The sequence below is a fragment of the Actinoplanes sp. 13 genome, assembly GCF_056134165.1.
Window position 1 is genome coordinate 101,550 of sequence record NZ_JBVYOQ010000020.1, and the last position, 13,197, is coordinate 114,746.

Below are 13,197 nucleotides of genomic sequence, written 5' to 3' on the forward strand. Positions count from 1 at the left end.
GAGAAGGGGGCCTCGTGCACGTTGAGGCATACCAGGAGTTGATCGAAGTCATCCAGCAGTACGAGGCTGCGTTCAACTCGAACGACGCGTACGCGATGAACGACTTGTTCGCTACGGATCCAGTGTTCGTGAACTTCGCGGGGAACATGGTGCTGGACAAGGGCGCTCTGCTGCGGGCCCAACAGACCGTTTTTGCCGAGGGAGGCCCGCTGGCAGGCATCGATGTCAGTTATACCGTAGAGAGGGTTACCCATCTCGCCTCTAACATTGCCGCCGTACACTCACGTCAACGCTCCCGGCGTCCGGACAGCAGGGCTCCGGATCGACAGGACGATCCCATGGAGGCCGTATTCCTTGCTGTGTTGCGGCGGACCGAGGCGGGGTGGCGGATAGTTCTGGGGCAGAACACTCCAGTCGCGCACTGACGAAGATCCCGATTCGCTGTCATGCCGCTGTCCGCGCTCGGGCCAACCTGCCGTCACCTTCGGTAGCTGGCGGCGGCGTGGCCGTCCTGTCGTGCCGATGTGAGCGCTGCGGGGCAGTCGAAGTGGGGCGGGCTCGGTAGGGTGGCCGTCAATGGTTTTCGGGCTTCTCCGATGTGGTTTTCTCGGCATGCCCGGACGACATTTACCGACTCGAAGGAAGCCCGGTATGAGCAGTCCTCGCGAGACTTTCCTCCGACTGGTGAACGGCGTTTGTGACGGTCCGTACGAGGACCTGGCCGGCTTGTACGCCGAACAGACCCATGTCACGCATCCGTTCCACCCGCTCGACCCGCCGCCGTTGCGCAGCCGCGGTGAGCTCCACGAGCACTTCACCGCGCCGCGTCCCGTCGCCCGGACGCTGAACCGCAAGCCGGTCGACATCACGATCCATGAAACCGCCGACCCGGAGGTGATCGTCGCTGAGTTCGCTTACCAGGGGCGGGTCGACGAGACGGGCGAGGCATTTACCGTGCCGTGTGTCTTTGTGATGCGTATCCGTGACGGGCTCATCATCGAGTCGCGAGACTACATCGACCACATCGCCAGCGCGCGGGCCTGGGGTCAACTCGACAGCCTGCTGACCGCACTTCGCTCGCTGGAAAGCACCACCGATGAAGGTACCAACCGGCCCTGATGCGCATTTCGCATCCTGCGCACTGATCTGCCGCCGAGAGCGCACCGACAGGCTTAGTGCGTCGGCATCGAGCGCTCGGCTGCGGCTGCCATCCGGATCAGGTCGCGCTGATCAGGCGCCGGGTCGAAGGCGTCGACGTTGAGCGAGACCGCCTTGGCGGATCGTTCGATCGGAGCGGTCAACGCCGCCAGCTGCCGACCGCTGCGTTCAACCATCACCACCGCCTGCGGCAGGTAACCAGCGAGCATCGCCTTGAAGATTGTGTGATTCGACGCGAGATGCTGCGCCACCAGTGCGTCGACGAATGAGGCGAACGCTGGCGGGTCAACCGCGTACTCGTCGTTGTGTAAATCGACGATTCCGCACGGCCGGTCAGCAACCGGCACCAACGCCTCGGTCATCCGGAAGAAGAGCTGAGCCACCCTCGTAGTCGGGTTCCACAGCGTCTCGCCCGTCATCGCATCATCGAAGTACTGACTCACCGCGTCATGATCGCAGTCGCGCGAATGGCGCGACCATTGAATTCCAACTGTACCGGCACGCCACCTTTGGACCTCGACGAACGCCCTCTCTTGCCGCCGACAGCGCGTTCGCGGTGGTTGCGCTCAGTGCTGTCGCCGCTGTCTGAGGCCCCGGGTGCTGGCATTCTGGGTGAGGTCGGGGCGTAGCTGGGTGCGGGTGCGCATCAAGATCGTCCGAGCATGTTCTTGCCGGTGCCACTGCGGCCGCGTCCCCAGTAGTGGTCGGTGCTGGTGTCCTCGACGATCTCCTCGTCGCCGGTGTCCAACAGGATGGCGCGGATGTCGGCGTGGGCGGTGAACTTGGCCGTCACGGCCCGGCGCAGCACGTCGTCTTTGACCCGATCCCAGTCGCGGCGCAGCGGCCGGGACCGGTCGCGGCCCAGCTCGGCGGCCCGCAACGGGGTCGCCGTCTGCCGAATGAGGTCGGCGTGGCGGGTACCGGGGAATCTCTGAGCCTGGAAATAGTGCTCGCAGGTCACCCACCAGTGGCCGTCGAGGTCGAAGCCGTGGCCGGAGAAGTTGGAGAAGCGGCCGTACGGGACCTCGTCGGCACCGTAGAAGTAGATGGTCATTCTGGGCCTCGGAGCGGGGGTCAGGGATCCGCACCGTGTCACAGGCATCGACAGAGCGGCAAGCGAGTTCGCTGCCGACCATCCGGATCTAATGGGTTCTGTCAGCCTGCTGATGCAGGATGGCTCGGTAGCGGCCGGTAGGTCAGCACTCTTCGGATCGGGCCTGGAAAGGTCTCGCGGCAGACTGTGCGCCTGCTGGTCGTGAGGAGACTGGACAACTGATGGGATGACGTGCCCCGCCGTGGCGTGGTGAGCACTTGACCATTAGATCGCTGGGGTCTCTTCCGCGCTGCCGACCCGACGGATGTGTCCATCTGGGAGGAGGGCGCGGAGTGTTGTTCCTAGGAGATGACTGGGCCGAAGATCATCACGATGTCGAGCTGGTCGACGAGCACGGCAAGCGGCTGGCTCGTAAGCGGTTGCCGGAAGCGCTCGACGGCATCGCCCGGCTGCATGCGTTGATCGCTGAACACATGCCCGCTGAGTGGGCTGATCTTGATCCGGTCCAGGCCGCGGCCCGGGTACGGGTGGTATCGAGACGGACCATGGCCCGTGGGTGCAGGCGTTGTTGGTGGCCGGCTATCAGGTGTTCGCGATCAACCCGTCGGCCGTGAGATGAGTGCATTGGTGAGAAGGGCGGTTCAGCGTTTGTTCTCGCGTTCCGTGCCGACTGGAACAGTCGGCGCCGTGGGCGTAGCAAGGTTCAGAGCCTCCGCGCCTGGTGACGCGGAGGCTCTGAGCCTTGACCGGTGGCGCCCGGTGCAGCGACTGAACTCGAAACCGGGACTGCCGTCAGCCGCGACGGGACTCAGCCATCGGACTCGGGTGCCTGGTCCGCTTGTTCCTGACCGTCAGCAGAGTGATCGAAGAAGACCATGCGGCGCTGGGCGCTGTTTTCCGTTGCTGCCCGAGTGATGCTCGCATCCGCGAAGGGATGCTGTGCCGCTATCCGCCGGGCCAGGTCTTCGTCTTTCTCTTCCTGCTCGGAGCCGGCACGAGTCACAGCGTTCAGCTTCTCGTCCACGGCGCATCCCTTCGGTCGAGGCGTTGGCCGGGGTGTTGCGCGGTCCCCTGATGGGTCAACCTGTTATGACGGTAGCGCGGTAGCTGTTGAGGGCGTGTTGCATCTGGCCGAACCAGATTCGCCAGCTGCAGAAGCGGTTTTGCGGGTCTATCCCGGTGCACGGCGTGCCGGTGTCGCCGTCGCCGCCGGAGACGATGCCGCGGGCGGTCACCTTGCCGTTGGCGTTGTAGGAGAATACGGGACCACCACTGTCACCGTTGCCTGCGGCACTACGCAGTTGAACCTGTTCGCCTTCCGCCATGTACGTCAGCAGCCCCAGTGGCGACATGACCTCGACGTCGGTGTCGGTGATTTCGATATCGCAGAGCTCACCGGAGAACCCGCCGCTGGTGCATACGAAGGCGCCCACGTTGTTGACCGCCCACCCGCTGACGGCAGCGCCGCTGTAGCCGGATGGTGAGCCTTTGGTGTAGACCGCCCCTCCCGAACCACCCTCGGGCTGGGTGTGAATGGTAGTGGTGTCCTGCCCCGGCATGGCCTCGTAGGTGAGGCCCACCTCGGTGCCCGTCGGAGTCCAGAATCGCGTGGCGCCGCCGAGACGGCAATGGTTGGCGGTCAGGGTGAAGTTGCGCCCGTCGGCCTGCCGAATGCCGAAACCGGTCGAACAGTAGTAGTCCTCCTGGTTCAGGATTATGGCGCCTCCCCAGAACGGCGCGGTGTCGTCCAGCCGGCCGATGAAGGGTTTGACGGCTCCACGCTCCACGATGCGCACCGGCACGTCGGTTGCGGACAGGACCGCCCTCGCGGCCGCGGACTGTTCGTTCTCCGCCATCCCTACCCGTAGAGCGCTTCCGTCGACCGGCACTGCGATGGACGTGATGCTGGTCTTGGACGATTCCGCTGCACGCCACAGTCGCGTCCGTGCCTGGCGCAACTGCTCGCGGCTGTACGCGGCTGCCGTGACCTGAACGCGCACGGTGCTGCGAAGCCCGGTAAGGACCTGGTCCACCGAAGCCGGTATCGCACCCCGCCAGTAGACGGTCAGCGTGTTGTCTCGTGGTGTGATACGCACGCCGGCGAAGCCGGAGTCGGTCCCCAGCGCCTCGACCGCCGACGTGACTTTGTTGGCGGCCGCGTCCAGGCGCTCCTGCGCCGCCATGAGCGTACGTTGCGCACTCGTGAGGTGGGTGGCGGCCTTGAGCAGGTCCGGTTTCGTGTCGTCCTGCTGGGATTCCGCACGCGCCGATCCGGTGCCTGCGATGACGAGCGCTACGGTGACCAGTTGGCAGCATCCCAAGGCCAGCAAGCGCTGCCTCCCCGTGTGACTGATCATCAAGTTCTCCTCTCAATGATGATGATCGATGTCAGTCCTCACTGAGGGTGCCTGCTGCGGGCTCGGCAGGTCAACGAACCATGGGTTAACGGACGACAACGACGACGTTGCGTGGGTTAGGAACGCGCGCCTGGCCGACTCATGGCCGGGCGACAGCACGACGGCACCCCGGGCAGAGCCGAAAGACACTCGGGCCGGTAGCCCGCTCCTGCTACGGGTTGCGGCGGCGAAGGGCGCGGCGGGCGACCTGTTGCATGGGGGTGTCGCCGCGGCCGCGCTCGTGAGCGTGCGCGACGCGTTCACGGATGGCGGCGGCGTTGCCGGCGGGCTCGGCGGGCGGGTTGGTGGTGAACGTGAACGTCGGCATTTCGCGGTTGGCGACCCGCAGGCGGCCGGCGGCGGTGAACACGTTGAGATGGGCCAGGTCGTGGTCGTCGAGTTCGGGTTTGGTGGGTTTGGCGAGTTCGCGGGCGTCGTTGGGGTCGACGTTGAACATGATTTTGGTGCGGGCGTTCGCGGAGATCGCGTCGGCGGTTTCGCGGGGTAGTTGGGCCAGGTTCTGGTGGGCGAGGACGAGGCCGAGCCGGAAGCTGCGGGCTTCGGCGAGCATGTCCTCGACGGAGCCGGGCAGGTTGAGGAAGTTTTGGCATTCGTCGATGTAGAGGGTGGCGTCGCGGCGCTGGTGTTCGGGTTGGTTGGTGCGGGCGATGGCGGCCTGCCAGGTCGAAGCCCGCCGGCAGGAATCGCAAATATCGCGGCTCGGTGAGCTGCCCGAGCAACTCGGGCTCGACCCAGCCCATCCGGACGCCGAATCGCAGGAACTCGCAGACCGTCCCGACGATCGCGCTCGCAGTGTTCGCGTCGCGGAAGCGGTCCGGCCCGCCACCGCCGCGCACGCGTGACGGCAGCGGCGTCTCCACCAGCCAATGCAGGAATCGGGCAAGCTGCCACACCGTGACCCGTGCCCACTCCAGCCGCTCGAGAGCGCAGTACGAGAGGAAAAGCGCCGTACGACCCGCATACGTGCGCTCGGTGTTGTAAGCCCGGCCGGCCTCCCGTAGCCCGGCGATGAACAGCGAGCCCTCATGGTGCAAGACGTAGTCGTCGGCTCACACGACCACGACCACCCACCCCATCCGGTCCGTGAGCGCTGCCCGCTCGGGACGGAACGACGTAACGAACATGCCTGAAATACCGAACACCCCTTGTATAACGATGAATCAGTTCGCTCCGCACGCATGTGCCTGACGTGCCTCGGAGCTTGATCATCATGAAGATAGGGACAGCCGTGCGCGCCCTGTGCGAACTGATCGCCAACGCCCTCGACGAAGACCCGAACGCCTAGGTGAGCTGGGCCGACGGGATCCTGACCATCGCCGACGACGGTCCCGGCATCCCCGCGGAAGGACTCATCCTCGTCTACTCCTCCAAGAGCGCCCAGCAGATTGGCCAGTTCGGCGAAGGCAGAAACTCGCCGCGTGCGTGCTGGCCCGCAGCCCGCAGATCGGCCAGCTGCGCTGCGAGACCGTCGGCTACGGCTTCACCCCGAGCACTCTGGACATGCAGGGCCGTGGAGTCCGTGTCGGACGTCGCGGACGCGATCTGTCGCGAACAGGACATGTCACGCATCTTGTTGCCGGACTGGCCGTGGTGGCAGCGTCCGACTATCAGCCGTGGTGAGGGGCGGCAGTCATGCGCATCGGCAATCTCGTGGAAGCTCTCCGGCACAAGTCCGGGCAACCCCATGTCAACATCCGCATCCCGGACGACAGGGTGACCGAATCGACCATCTCCCCTTTGAAGGCCTTTGAGCCCGGCCGGTGTTATCTCGAGGTCCGACTCGCGCAGATGCATCTGCGCGACCAGCGTGAGTGGTGGCGCGAGTTCCTGCCACTGGCCTCCGTGCTTACCGAGTTTCAGGCCGGCGGTCAGCGAGCCGATGCGCCGTTCGTCGGCGGCGCCTCCATGCTCGCCGACAAGCTACGCGGCGAGCCCGCCTATGTCGAAGTGCTCAACAAGCGGGCTGCCGGACCTGTGCCGTACGTCGGCGGGCACGTCCGCCTCTTCGCCGTGCTCTATCGCACCGCCTATCAGAACTGGGCGAAGCAGGCGCTGTCGTTCCTAGAGGACACTGCCAAACTGCTCGACGTCACACGCCTGTCGTCGTTCGTCTCGCTCGCGCCGGGGATCGTCAACGGGATCGAGGGCCTGATGGGGATGCAGGAGGTCGAACTCCGGCTCGGCGTCGACCGCGACCTCGTCCTGACCGACGGCGACGACAGCGACGGCGCCCTGCGGCCCGGCTGGTTCGCGATGTTCGGCGCGGACGGCGGACCGTCGGATGCCGACCGGCTCGGCGTCCGGCAGAACCGCCTCCACCTCGCCGACGCCCCCTATCACGCCGAGGACTTCCTGCTGGTGAGCGTACGGGCGCTCGATAGCCGCGACGACTACGAGACATTCGAGTTCCATCAGCTGCACTGGGCCCGGGTGCAGGACCGCCTGTGGGCGTACGAACTCGACGCCGCGCGCACAGCGTTCACCGCGTTCACCGCCTCCCTCATGCAGTGCGCCGACCTGACCCGCGAGCAGCGCGGCAATCTGTGGACCCACTACGAGCGGATGTACCAGCAGGACGTCGAGATGGCGCGGCGGGTCCACGACGGCACATCTCACCTCGAATCGAGTTTCGAGCGGCGGATTCTGGCACGCGACGACGTCGCCCGGCTCGCCGTCGCACCCGCCCCGGCGGCGCGGCAGGCCCAGGTGGACGCGCTGCTCGACGCCTTCGCGCCATGAATCCCGCGCTCGCGCCGCTGTCCGTGGCACGCCGGCGTGCCGCGGAGCGCGACCTCGCGCAGATCGACGCGATGCTCGACCGGTTGGCATCAGCAAGCTCGTCGATAGCTCAGCGCAGCGTGCCGCGTCTGCGCCAGTGGTCCGGTGAGCTCGCCAGCATGTTGCGGGACGCGCCGCGCGTAGGTGAGGAGGACCCGGTCGATTTGGTCGCGAAGTTCGCCCGGGATGCCATGGAGGCCTATTCCGGTGCCTTGGTACGTCGTGACGGGCTGGACCGTGGTCTCTGCGACCTCGCCGAGACGTTGTTGGATGAGATCGCTGTGGCGGAGCCGGATTGGGCCGGCGTTCCGGTGATCCTAGGGTCGGACGACTCGCTGAGCCCGTTCTCCCGTATCGCCCGGCTGCGCTACCCAACCGACTCGATCTGGACAGTTCCGCTGGTGGCGCACGAGCTCGGCCACCATGTGGCGTTCGCGCTGTCGCGCGACGTCATGCGCGGCATGTACCGGCGCACCGTTCGGCCGATCGAGGACCTGCTCACAGACGGCGACTCCAGCGGTTGGTCGCACCGTCAGGAGTTGTTCGCCGATGTATTTGCGACGTGGACGACGGGTCCGGCGTACGCGTGCGCTCTCATGTCGGCACGCCTAGTCCGGACCTACCCGACTCACACGACAGCGCAGCATCCGGCGCCGACAGTCCGCGTGGAGGCGGTGCTGCGCACGCTCGACCGCATCGACGCGGCCGGCTCGCCGTTCGCCCCGCGCAACGCGGCGGTCACCGCTCGGCTACGGAAGCGATGGGCCGCCCACGTCCAGGCATCGGCCACTGGCAGTGGACCGCTCGCCCTGCTCGAGGCTGCTGCCGAGCCTCCGGTCGACGCAGCGATGCGGGACTTGACCACACGGCTGCTAGACGCTGTGCACCGTCACCTGCCCGGCACCCGGCACGAGACCACCGAGGCCACCGACATGCTGGAGGAAGCCTTGGCCGTGCCAGGCCGAGCCGCGCCGCAAGGCTCGTTCCGCATCCTCGATCTGCTCACCGCCGCCTGGCGCGTCCGTAACCGTTCCCTGCCCGGCGTGAGTGCTCCCGTGCTGGCCCGGCGCTGTGAGGCGCTCGCCGTCGGACCGCTGCCGAGCCCGAGAAAGGCGATGTGATGCCCGACAACATCATCCTGCGTAGCCGCCTCCAGGTGTTGGAGCACAACCTCATCGAAGTACAGAACGTCGTGGCGCGGGTCCAGCAGATCCGCGCCGGTCTCCAGCAACTGCTGCGCAATTGGGAGGACGGGCCCGAGGGCAGCAGCCTGAGCATCAAGCTGACCGCCGTCCGCGAGCAGGTGTCGAAAGCTCGATCCGGTTCGCGCACGGGCAGCAATGAACACCGGATGCTCGGTGAGGCGATCACCGGCATCGACGAGCTGCTCGAAGCCCTGTGCTCGACGGGTCTTATCGAGACCGTCGAGCAAATCCGCGACCGTATCGACCTTCAACAGACCCTGCTACGCAACGCGATCCAGGACTTCCTGGTCGACAACGCGGACGACCGGTTGCGGGCCATCAACCGCATCCGGATCGGTCTCGACACGGACACGGCCAGTGCGGACGAGGCTCGGCGCGCGGCAGCGGCGCACCGCGCCTGGAACCGGTACCGCAACGAGCTGCCCCAGGCGCAGGCCGTGTTCGCCGAGTACGTGGACTTCCTCGGTGGTCTCGCGCTCCGCGACGCCGGGTACGACCGGGGCATCTGCCGTATCGCCGACGAACTGGTGCACACCTTCGGTTCGCACGGCGACTTCAGCTGGAACTCGCTGACCATCCCGGCCCACCACGACGCCCTCGAGGTGACCATGGCGCGCATCATCCGGATCGGGTTCCCGGAATGGACTCTGTGGGCGTTGCCCTTGGCCGCGTACGGCTTCGGGTCCGCGCTGGTCGGCAATCTGCATTCGCTTGTGCGGTTCATCGGCGACGTGCCCGTGGAACGCCAGGCGAGCGCCCGGATCCTGCTCGTTGACGCAATCGCCACCAACGCCATGGGCCCGGCTTACGCCTGCGCGCTGCTTCTGCTGCGGCTCGACTTGATGGCGCCCGAGGCGCCCAGCGAGAAAGGGCTCACCTGCATGCGCGCCGAGATCGCGCTTGCAATGTTGCAGCGCATGAGCGAAGAGGCCGAGGAGCGTCCGTACGACCCGATCCACCAATGGTTGAGCGATCAGTGGGCGACCGCGGTGGAACAGGTGGGGGGAGACCACGACGGCACGGAGGCGGGTATCAACATCGACGTCCTGGTCGATCAGGTCGCCGACGTGCTGTGGCGCAAGCGCCTCGCGCCGGAAGCCTGGTCGAAGATTGACAAGTGGGCACAGGAAATGCTGGAAGGCACGGAACTGGCCTCCGACCGCAGCCGCCTCGACGACAGCCTCAGTCACGTCCTGAACGCCGTCTGGCTGGCCCGGATCCGCCGGGACATGGAACGCGACTGCCACGAGGACTCCGAGAGCGAACAGGAGTTGGTCTCCCTGGACGATTTGGGAGACCTGGCACGACAGTACTGGCAGGTCATCGAGGAGACGCAGAAGCGCCCAGGACATCAGTCCGGTGGCGGCCCGGTGGTGCCGGCACGCCGGAGCAGGAGCGTGGCATGACCGAGTCATGGGCCAACGCGAAGACCAGGTGGGATTCCGGCATCTCGACCCCCGCTACGCTCAGCACGCCTCCTGGCGGACACCCGTACGAGCGGCTTCGCGCCGCCATCGAGAAGGCCCGGATCGATCTGCTTCGCGGTCACTTCGACGAGGTGATTGAAGCGATGGAGCCCTATGTCAACGAGGGACCCCACCGATACGAACACCACGCCGACCTGTTCGCTCTCACGCTCGCCCTCTACGGCCGTGCTCTGATCGAACGCTACGACAACGACGCGGGACGCACCTTCCTCATGATGGCGACCGCGATCGCGACAGCGGCGCGAGCCGACGCGGCCTGGACCGACCCCGAGGACGCCGCGGACATCGCCGCGGCGATGCGGCTGCTGGGCCGCCCCGCCGAGGCGCAGACGTCGCTCGAGCAGGCCATCGAGGGACGCACCACGGTGCCCTGGCGCGTCCGCCTCGAACACGGACGTGTGCTGCGCATGCTCGACCGCCCCACCGACGCCGAGGCGGCGCTCACCCTCGCCCTTCGCGACAAGCCGGGCGAACCGTTCGTGCTCTTCGAACGCGCCGCCTGCCGGGCCGAGCTCGGGCTCCCCACGATGGCGGCGGCCGACGCGACGAACGCCGCGGTCGGCTTCATCTCGCGGGAGCGACTCGACTACGCCGATGAGGCCTCCGCCAACGCCGTCCGGATCGCCCCGCTCGACCCCGCCGCCATGAGCGTGCGCGCAGAGCTTCTCTTCCTGCTCGGGCTTCCCGAGGAGGCGCTGGCACTGGCGGAACGCGCCGCGCTGGACGACAGCGGCTGGGCACAGGCCACCCGTGTCCGGGCGCTCTACAGCCTGGGCCGGCGAGACGAGGCCCTGGACGCCGCAATGCGGGTGCTCGCCGGACGGCCGGATGATCTGCCATGCCTTCAAGTGGCGGCGGGTGCGCTCACCGACCTGGGACGGCTTACGGAGGCGTCCGATCTGGCGAACCAGGCAGTGGAGCTGGAGCCGGACTCGGTAGAGTTCCTGCGGCTACGCGCCATCACCTCCACCAACCTCGGTCATGTGGAGGCGGCCGAACGAGACCTGCGCCGGGCACTCGAGATCAACCCCGAGGCGGGCGCCGTCATTGCGATACTCAGCGCTCTTCTGCTGCGACAGGGACGTCCTGCCGACGCTCTACCCTTCCTGCGGCAGGTGACCGCAGGAAGCCAGGCGAGTGCCGACCTGCTCTTCGAGCTCGGCGAGGCGCTGCGGCTCAACAATGAGCCGGCCGAAGCTCTCGATGCGCTCCAGAGAGCCATAAACCTCGATCCCGCACACGTCTTCGCGGTGGGAACCCGCGGTCAGGTGTTGCTCGCGCAGGGACGGGCTGCCGAGGCGCTCGCCGATTTAGATCGAGCCGTTCAGTTGGACCCAACTCACTCCTGGTTGCACTGGGGGAGAGCGGCCGCGCTGCATGAACTCGGTCGCGCTATAGAGGTGCTACCGGCCCTCGAGGCCTACGTGAGCACCGCCCCCGACCGCGCTGAGGCGCAGTTCTACGCCGGCAGGTTCCTCCACCAGGTGGATCGGGCCGCGGATGCACTGCCGTTCCTGCGTGCGGCCGCCACCGATCCGGGAGGAACCCACGCCGCGCTGTCCTACCTGCTGATGGCCCTGTACGTGACCGGCGACTACGCCGAGGTCGCCAGACTCGGCCGGGACGAAAGTGGTCTGATGCGGCCAGCGCAGCTCGTGGTCGCGGACGCCCTTCGGATCAGCGGCGATTGCCGGGCCGCCGTGGAGACCGCCGGCCGTGCTCTGCTCGACGAGCCGGATGAGGCCGTCGCTCTGTCCATCCGCGGCAAAGCGCACCGGCAGCTGGGCGATCTCGCAGCGGCGGAACAGGATCTGCGAGCGGCGATGGAGGGCGGCGGGGATGAGGACCTACACAAGGTTCTCGCGCAAGTCCTGCGCGAACAGGGCCGATACGCCGAAGCGCTGCCCTGGTTCGAAGCACTCGGCGAGCCGGAACGCGACGAGGTCGCGGCGGAACTCGCCGACACGCTGCTCGGGCTCGGTCGACCGGCCGACGCACTCAAGCACTCCGCGCGCGCCGTCCGCCTGCGACCGGACGGATCCTTCGAACTCGGCATACACGCCTCGGTACTGCGCGCCCTTAACCGCAACGCCGAGGCCCTTACGATGGTTGAGCGAGCGCTGGCGGTTGACGGCAGCGTGCGGTGGATCCGGGCAGAGCAGATACTGCTGCTGGTCCAGGGACAGCGCCGCGCCGAGTCGGTCGATCTCGGCAAGGAGCTTGTCGAGGAGACACCAGACGACTGGTACGCCTTGGCTGTCTACGGGGTAGCGCTCAATGCTGCGGACCGGCCCACCGAGGCCGTTGACGTGCTGGACCGCAGCATCGCACTGACGACCGAGGCGTGGCCACAATCGATTCGCGGCGCAGCGCTGATCAACATGGGCTGCCGACGGGAGGCGATCGAGACCCTCCGGCCACTGGTCGATTCGGGCACGGCGAACGACTCCTGGACCCGCCTACAACTCGCCATCGCCTACCTCGCCGTCGAGAAGGCTGATCCTCAGGCCGCCGTCGCTCTTCTGGACATTCTGCCGCCCGACGACGATCCGCTCGTCATCAGTGCCCTCGCCCATCGCGGCGACGCCCACAGACGTCTGCACCAGGACGCGGCGGCGGACGATGACTTCCAACGTGCCGTAAAGCTGGCAAAATCGATCGACTCCCGGGAGGCATGGGTTCTGCACTCGATCGCCTGGGCCATGTTTAAGTCGCGCCAGATTGGCGGCGCGGCGCGGACGCTCGTCCGAGGCCTCGATCTGGAGCCGGATCCCGTCATGCAACTGGACCTAGGCCTGGTCATGCTGCACAGTGAGCGCCCGAAGCGTGCCGTCGCGGAGTACCGACGCGGCCTGCTGCTGGCGGATGAGCTGACCGATATCGCACGCCGCCGCTGCATCGTCCGCGACGCGCTGTCCGACCTCGACCTCGCTCTCGAGGAGCGATCGCTGTCGCGCATACTCGCCGTCGACGAGGCACGAGACATGCTCGAAGCCGCCCTTCGGCCGGCCGGCTGGTAGAGCTGTATCACTTCTGAGTGACCAGTGACGATTTCCGGTCTGTGGTTTGGATCGCTAAGAGCGGGGTTGCTCTGCTTC

Annotated in this window: 12 protein-coding genes and 1 pseudogene; 8 read left to right on the plus strand and 5 right to left on the minus strand. The window is 66.8% G+C overall.

What is annotated here, in order from left to right; translation table 11 throughout:
- The first annotated feature begins 14 nt into the window (after window positions 1-14).
- Together AC0NH5_RS30615 and AC0NH5_RS30620 are read left to right on the plus strand one after the other, a co-directional pair.
- Entirely contained in the window at window positions 15-425 is a 411-nt protein-coding gene (locus tag AC0NH5_RS30615) for a YybH family protein (protein ID WP_474410282.1), read from the plus strand.
- 226 nt (window positions 426-651) lie between these two features.
- Complete coding sequence (locus tag AC0NH5_RS30620; RefSeq protein WP_474410284.1) at window positions 652-1,119, plus strand: nuclear transport factor 2 family protein; 468 nt, start codon at window positions 652-654, stop codon at window positions 1,117-1,119.
- A 53-nt stretch (window positions 1,120-1,172) separates the two neighbouring features.
- Here the strand turns inward: AC0NH5_RS30620 and AC0NH5_RS30625 are convergent, their stop codons facing one another.
- Together AC0NH5_RS30625 and AC0NH5_RS30630 are read right to left on the minus strand one after the other, a co-directional pair.
- Entirely contained in the window at window positions 1,173-1,601 is a 429-nt protein-coding gene (locus tag AC0NH5_RS30625; RefSeq protein WP_474410286.1) for a DUF6086 family protein, read from the minus strand.
- A gap of 203 nt (window positions 1,602-1,804) precedes the next feature.
- On the minus strand, window positions 1,805-2,212 hold the full coding sequence (locus AC0NH5_RS30630; RefSeq protein ID WP_474410287.1) for an NADAR family protein: 408 nt from the start codon (window positions 2,210-2,212) through the stop codon (window positions 1,805-1,807).
- A gap of 332 nt (window positions 2,213-2,544) precedes the next feature.
- Here AC0NH5_RS30630 and AC0NH5_RS30635 point away from each other — a divergent pair.
- Window positions 2,545-2,822 (plus strand): annotated as a pseudogene (locus AC0NH5_RS30635) (IS110 family transposase); the annotation flags it as partial.
- Between the two features lie 198 nt (window positions 2,823-3,020).
- Here AC0NH5_RS30635 and AC0NH5_RS30640 read toward each other — a convergent pair.
- The 3 genes from AC0NH5_RS30640 to AC0NH5_RS30650 form a co-directional block, all read right to left on the minus strand.
- Window positions 3,021-3,236: a hypothetical protein gene (locus tag AC0NH5_RS30640; protein WP_474410289.1), complete on the minus strand. Its 216-nt coding sequence runs from the start codon at window positions 3,234-3,236 to the stop codon at window positions 3,021-3,023.
- Window positions 3,237-3,291: 55 nt separating this feature from the next.
- The gene (locus AC0NH5_RS30645) at window positions 3,292-4,569 is read right to left on the minus strand and encodes a chymotrypsin family serine protease (protein ID WP_474410291.1); all 1,278 of its coding nucleotides are present in this window, start codon (window positions 4,567-4,569) and stop codon (window positions 3,292-3,294) included.
- 211 nt (window positions 4,570-4,780) lie between these two features.
- Window positions 4,781-5,320 carry a TraM recognition domain-containing protein gene (locus AC0NH5_RS30650; protein WP_474410333.1) on the minus strand — a complete coding sequence of 180 codons (540 nt, stop codon included), beginning with the start codon at window positions 5,318-5,320 and terminating at the stop codon, window positions 4,781-4,783.
- Between AC0NH5_RS30650 and AC0NH5_RS30655 the strand changes: the two genes are divergently transcribed.
- From AC0NH5_RS30655 to AC0NH5_RS30675, 5 genes are all read left to right on the plus strand, one after another.
- Window positions 5,268-5,471, plus strand: coding sequence for a hypothetical protein (locus tag AC0NH5_RS30655; protein ID WP_474410341.1), 204 nt, complete (start codon window positions 5,268-5,270; stop codon window positions 5,469-5,471). The genes AC0NH5_RS30650 and AC0NH5_RS30655 overlap by 53 nt on opposite strands.
- A 790-nt stretch (window positions 5,472-6,261) precedes the next feature.
- Entirely contained in the window at window positions 6,262-7,368 is a 1,107-nt protein-coding gene (locus AC0NH5_RS30660; protein ID WP_474410293.1) for a hypothetical protein, read from the plus strand.
- On the plus strand, window positions 7,365-8,528 hold the full coding sequence (locus AC0NH5_RS30665; protein WP_474410295.1) for a hypothetical protein: 1,164 nt from the start codon (window positions 7,365-7,367) through the stop codon (window positions 8,526-8,528). The genes AC0NH5_RS30660 and AC0NH5_RS30665 overlap by 4 nt, the downstream gene beginning before the upstream one ends.
- Window positions 8,528-10,018: a hypothetical protein gene (locus AC0NH5_RS30670; protein ID WP_474410297.1), complete on the plus strand. Its 1,491-nt coding sequence runs from the start codon at window positions 8,528-8,530 to the stop codon at window positions 10,016-10,018. The genes AC0NH5_RS30665 and AC0NH5_RS30670 overlap by 1 nt, the downstream gene beginning before the upstream one ends.
- Window positions 10,015-13,119 (plus strand): tetratricopeptide repeat protein, encoded by a 3,105-nt coding sequence (locus AC0NH5_RS30675; protein ID WP_474410298.1) that lies wholly within the window; start codon window positions 10,015-10,017, stop codon window positions 13,117-13,119. The genes AC0NH5_RS30670 and AC0NH5_RS30675 overlap by 4 nt, the downstream gene beginning before the upstream one ends.
- The last annotated feature ends 78 nt before the right edge of the window (window positions 13,120-13,197 follow it).